Source organism: Immundisolibacter sp., from assembly GCF_028696615.1.
In the GTDB taxonomy this organism is placed as follows: domain Bacteria; phylum Pseudomonadota; class Gammaproteobacteria; order Immundisolibacterales; family Immundisolibacteraceae; genus Immundisolibacter.
Genome location: NZ_JAQVGQ010000213.1, coordinates 1 through 4,353 on the forward strand (window position 1 = coordinate 1; position 4,353 = coordinate 4,353).

Sequence of the window (4,353 nt, forward strand, 5' to 3'; positions counted from 1 at the left end):
ATGGTGAGTCTGGCCGGCATGCCGTATGCGGTGCTGATGCCGGTATTCGCCGACCGCATCCTCGGCGGCGGCGCGCAGGGGCTCGGTCTGCTCATGAGCTGCGCCGGCGGCGGCGCACTGATCGGCGCACTCACGCTGGCGGCACGACGCAGCCCGCGCGGGCTCACGGCCTGGGTGCCGTGGGGCGCATTCGGGTTTGGATTCGGCCTGCTCGCGTTTTCGCTCTCGCGCAACTTCTGGTTGTCCGCCCTGCTGCTGGCACCGACCGGCTTTGCGATGATGGTGCAGATGGCGTCATCGAACACGCTGCTGCAGCTGCTGGTGCCGGATGCGCTGCGCGGGCGGGTGATGTCGCTTTATTCCATGATGTTCATGGGCATGGCGCCGCTCGGCGCGCTGCTCGCCGGGGCGCTTGCCGGCCTCGTCGGCGCGCCGGCCACGGTGGCCGGTGGCGGCGCGCTGTGCATGCTGGCGGCGCTGTGGTTCCGGCGCCGGCTACCGGCGATTGCAGAGGCGGCGCGCGCACTCGGCCACCACCTCGGCCCGCCGACCGATCAGCGAAACCCGCCGTAACCGCGCCGGCGCCGGCCGCCCAGGCGCGGCAGCAGCAGGCCGAGCGCAATGCCGACCGCCAGCACCGCGGCGCCAGTCAAAAACCAGCGCCGGCGATCGTCCGCGCGCAGGCTCTGCGCCTCCTCGCGCAGGCCATCGACCTGCGCCTGCACGGTCTGCAGCTGCTGTTCGAGCTGCTGATTGCGCTCGGCCAACGTCGCCGCCTGCCCGGCCTGCTCCTGCAGCGCCGGCTGCTGCGCCAGCAGCGCGTCGTGTTCGCGCTGCAACGCGCGCAGCGCCTGCGCCGGGTCCGGCGGCGGCGCCGGCGGCTGCACATCGGCGGCCAGCGCCGCGCCGCTGAGCACGAGCCCCAGCGCAAAGGCGGACACACATCGGCTCAACGTCATGGGTTTCGGCTCTCCGTCGGGGCAGCCCGGCATTGTAACAACCGCCCCGGCGCCGGCCGGCCGCGGCCGTACAATGCCGGCCATCGCAGTCCGCGGCCGTGCCCAGCCGATGATCCGCCCCGCCACGCTCGACGACCTGGACGCCCTGGTCGCCATCGAGGAGCGCTGTTTCGACACCGACCGCCTGAGCCGGCGCAGTTTTCGCCACCTGCTCACGCGCGGTCACGCGCTGACGCTGGTGGTCGACGACGCCGGCACGGTGTGCGGCTACGGCATGCTGCTGTTCAACCAGGGCACCTCGCTGGGGCGGCTGTATTCGTTCGCCGTCGACCCGGCCTGCCGCGGCCGCGGCCACGCGCGCCGGCTGCTGAAGGCCTGCGAACAGGCGGCGCTGGCGCGCGACTGCGTGACGCTGCGCCTGGAGGTGCGGCCGGACAACGCGGCCGCCATCCGGCTGTACGAAAGCCACGGCTACCGCCGCTTCGGCGTGCACGAGGACTACTACGAGGACCACGCCGAGGCGCTGCGCTACGAGAAGGAACTCGCACCGCACCTGAAGCCCGACCGCGTGCCGGTACCGTACTACCAGCAGACGCTGGATTTCACCTGCGGGCCGGCGGCGCTGATGATGGCCATGCGCGCCTTGCGGCCGGACCTGGTGCTCGATCGCAAGCTCGAGCTGCGTCTGTGGCGCGAGTCGACGACGGTTTTCATGACCTCCGGCCACGGCGGCTGTGGGCCGTACGGCCTGGCGCTGGCCGCCTGGCAGCGTGGCTTCGACGTGGAGGTGTTCGTCAACGACGAAGGCGCACTGTTCGTCGATTCGGTGCGCAGTCCCGACAAAAAAGCCGTGATCGCCCTGGTGCAGGAAGACTTCCTGGACCAGCTGCGCGCGCTGCCGGTGCCGCTGCGCCACGGCGCGGCCAGTCTCGATCAACTGCAGGCGGCGTTCGCAACCGGCGGCATCCCGATCGTGCTGATCAGCTCGTACCGCATCTACCGCGAGAAATTTCCGCACTGGGTGGTGGTCACAGGCTTCGACGAGCGCTACGTGTACGTGCACGACCCGTTCGTCGACCAGGACGCCGGCAAGACCCGCACCGACAGCATCAACATGCCGATCCTGAAAAAAGACTTTCAGCGCATGGCGCGCTACGGCAAGGCCGGCCAGCGCGCGGCGCTGGTGATCCGCCGTCGCGCGGCCGCCGCTGCCTGAGAGCTTGTGAATTTTTCAAGCTCCGAGGCCGGCCAGGGATGGCCGGACGCGAATCGAGCCCTTGAGGGCTTGATTCGCGGGAGCCCGTCCGGGCGTGTACCGGACGGGCGACGCAAGAAATGCGCAGCACGCGCATTTCTTCACAAACTCTGAGAACCGCATGTCGATTCATCTGATCGTGGTCGAGAACCGGCGCGACTGGCCGGCCCACTTCCCACCGGCCATGGTGGTCACCGTCCAGGACTACCTGGCCACGCCCGAATACCAGAAGCTGCGCGACGTGCGCGTGCTGAACCTGTGCCGCGGCTACCGCTACCTGAGCCTGGGCTACTACTGCTCGCTGCTGGCCGAGGCGCGCCGGCACCGCGTGATCCCGGCCATGCGCGCCATCACCGACCTGTCGGCCAAGGCCATCTACAGCCTGGGCGCCGAGGATCTCGACGCCCAGGTGCACCGCTCGCTGTCAAGGCGCATCGCGCGCGAGGCCGGCCGCAGCGAGTTCGAGATGGACATCTACTTCGGCCGCTGCGCGGACGAGGCGCTGCAGGATCTGGCCGAGGAAATCTTTGATCTGTTCCCGTGCCCGCTGCTGCGGGTGCAGTTCGAGCACGACAGCAAGTGGCGCATCAGCGCCATCCGCCCGCTGTCGCTGAGCGCGCTGCCGACCGATGCGCAGGCGCTGTTCGTCGGCGCCTTCGAGAGCTACGTCAGCAAGCGCTGGCGCACACCCAAGGTGCGCGAGTCGGCGCGCTACGACATCGCCATCCTGCACGACCCGGCCGAGAAACTGCCGCCGACCAGCGCACGCGGCCTGCAGAAGTTCATCCGCGCCGGCAAGAAGCTCGATCTGTCGGTCGACCTCATCACGCGCAAGGACTACGCGCGCCTGGCCGAGTACGACGCACTGTTCATCCGCGAGACCACCGCCATCGACCACCACACCTACCGCTTCGCCAAGCGCGCGCAGGCCGAGGGCATGGCGGTGATCGACGACCCGGACTCGATCGTCAAGTGCACCAACAAGGTGTACCTGCACGAGCTGCTGTCCGCCAACCGCGTGCCGGTGCCGCGCACGCGCGTGCTGCAGAAGGGCCAGCTCGAGCGCCTGCCGGCCGATGCGATCACCTATCCGGCGGTGGTGAAAATTCCGGACGGCTCGTTCTCGCGCGGCGTGCACAAGGCCGACGACCGCGCGCAGCTCGAGCAAATCGCGCGCACGCTGCTGCGCGAGTCGGACCTGATCCTGGTGCAGGAATTCGTGCCCACCGAATTCGACTGGCGCATCGGCGTGCTCAACCGCCGGCCGATCTTCGCCTGCCAGTACTTCATGTCCAAGCACCACTGGCAGATCGTCAAGCACGGCGAGGGCGGCCAGTTCACCGAGGGCGGCGCGCGCACGCTGGCGGTCGAGGACGCGCCGGAAACGGTGGTCAAGACCGCGCTGGCCGCGGCCAACCTGATCGGCGACGGCTTCTACGGCGTCGACATCAAACAATTCGGCGAGCGGGTGGTGGTGATCGAGGTCAACGACAACCCGAACGTCGACCCTGGCGTCGAGGACACCGTGCTCGGCGACCGCCTCTACGAGCTGATCCTAGAGGACCTCGCCCGGCGCCTGGACGAGCGGCGGGCGCGCTGAGCGGCGCCGTTCGACCGCCGGCACGGGCGGCCATGGGGGGCTGCCCGTCAGCGCAGCGTGAGCCCGCCGTCGGCCACGATCGCCTGCCCGGTGATCCAGCGCGCATCCGGCGAGCACAGCAGCGCGATCACGCGAGCGATGTCGTGCGCCTCGCCGACGCGCCCGGCCGGCGTGCGCCGCACCCACTCCTCGGCCGCCGCGGCGTAACCGCCCGGTTCGTGCGTGTCCGCCCACAGGCGCGCGGAATCAGTGGCGACGAAGCCCGGCACCACGCAGTTGGCGTTGATGCCAAGCGGCGCGAGTTCCGCCGCCAGGTACCGCGTCAGCGTCTCGACGGCTGCCTTGGCGGCACCCAGCAGGCCGTGCCCCGGCAGCGCGCGCAGCGTGTCGAAGCCGGACACGGTGACGATGCTCGCCGCGCGCCCCTGCATCAGCGGCACGGCGCTGCGCACCAGTGTCAGCAGCGCCTGCACGCTGGTGTCGAGCGTCATGCCGACGTGGTGGGGCTTCAAGTCCAGCAGCGGCTTGAAGGCGGTGGA

Annotated in this window: 5 protein-coding genes; 3 read left to right on the top strand and 2 right to left on the bottom strand. The window is 70.0% G+C overall.

The features are described 5' to 3' along the window. Positions 1-573: MFS transporter (locus tag PHC73_RS11805; protein ID WP_300128417.1), on the top strand; the 573-nt coding region annotated here is incomplete at its 5' end. On the opposite strand, the gene PHC73_RS11810 is transcribed toward PHC73_RS11805, so the two are convergent. Beyond that, entirely contained in the window at positions 555-959 is a 405-nt protein-coding gene (locus PHC73_RS11810) for a TIGR04211 family SH3 domain-containing protein (RefSeq protein WP_300128420.1), read from the bottom strand. The genes PHC73_RS11805 and PHC73_RS11810 overlap by 19 nt on opposite strands. Before the next feature lie 109 nt (positions 960-1,068). Here PHC73_RS11810 and PHC73_RS11815 point away from each other — a divergent pair, with 109 nt between their 5' ends. Continuing rightward, complete coding sequence (locus tag PHC73_RS11815; protein WP_300128423.1) at positions 1,069-2,175, top strand: GNAT family N-acetyltransferase/peptidase C39 family protein; 1,107 nt, start codon at positions 1,069-1,071, stop codon at positions 2,173-2,175. A gap of 160 nt (positions 2,176-2,335) precedes the next feature. Next, positions 2,336-3,814, top strand: coding sequence for a RimK family protein (locus tag PHC73_RS11820; RefSeq protein WP_300128426.1), 1,479 nt, complete (start codon positions 2,336-2,338; stop codon positions 3,812-3,814). Positions 3,815-3,861: 47 nt separating this feature from the next. On the opposite strand, the gene PHC73_RS11825 is transcribed toward PHC73_RS11820, so the two are convergent. Further along, positions 3,862-4,353, bottom strand: a 492-nt coding sequence (locus tag PHC73_RS11825; RefSeq protein ID WP_300128429.1) for an SDR family oxidoreductase, incomplete at its 5' end; no start/stop codon positions are given.

Bases quoted from the DNA above. Each gene is read 5' to 3' on its own strand.
- PHC73_RS11810 (WP_300128420.1), bottom strand. From the start codon at position 959: ATGACGTTGAGCCGATGTGTGTCCGCCTTTGCGCTGGGGCTCGTGCTC.
- PHC73_RS11815 (WP_300128423.1), top strand. From the start codon at position 1,069: ATGATCCGCCCCGCCACGCTCGACGACCTGGACGCCCTGGTCGCCATC.
- PHC73_RS11820 (WP_300128426.1), top strand. From the start codon at position 2,336: ATGTCGATTCATCTGATCGTGGTCGAGAACCGGCGCGACTGGCCGGCC.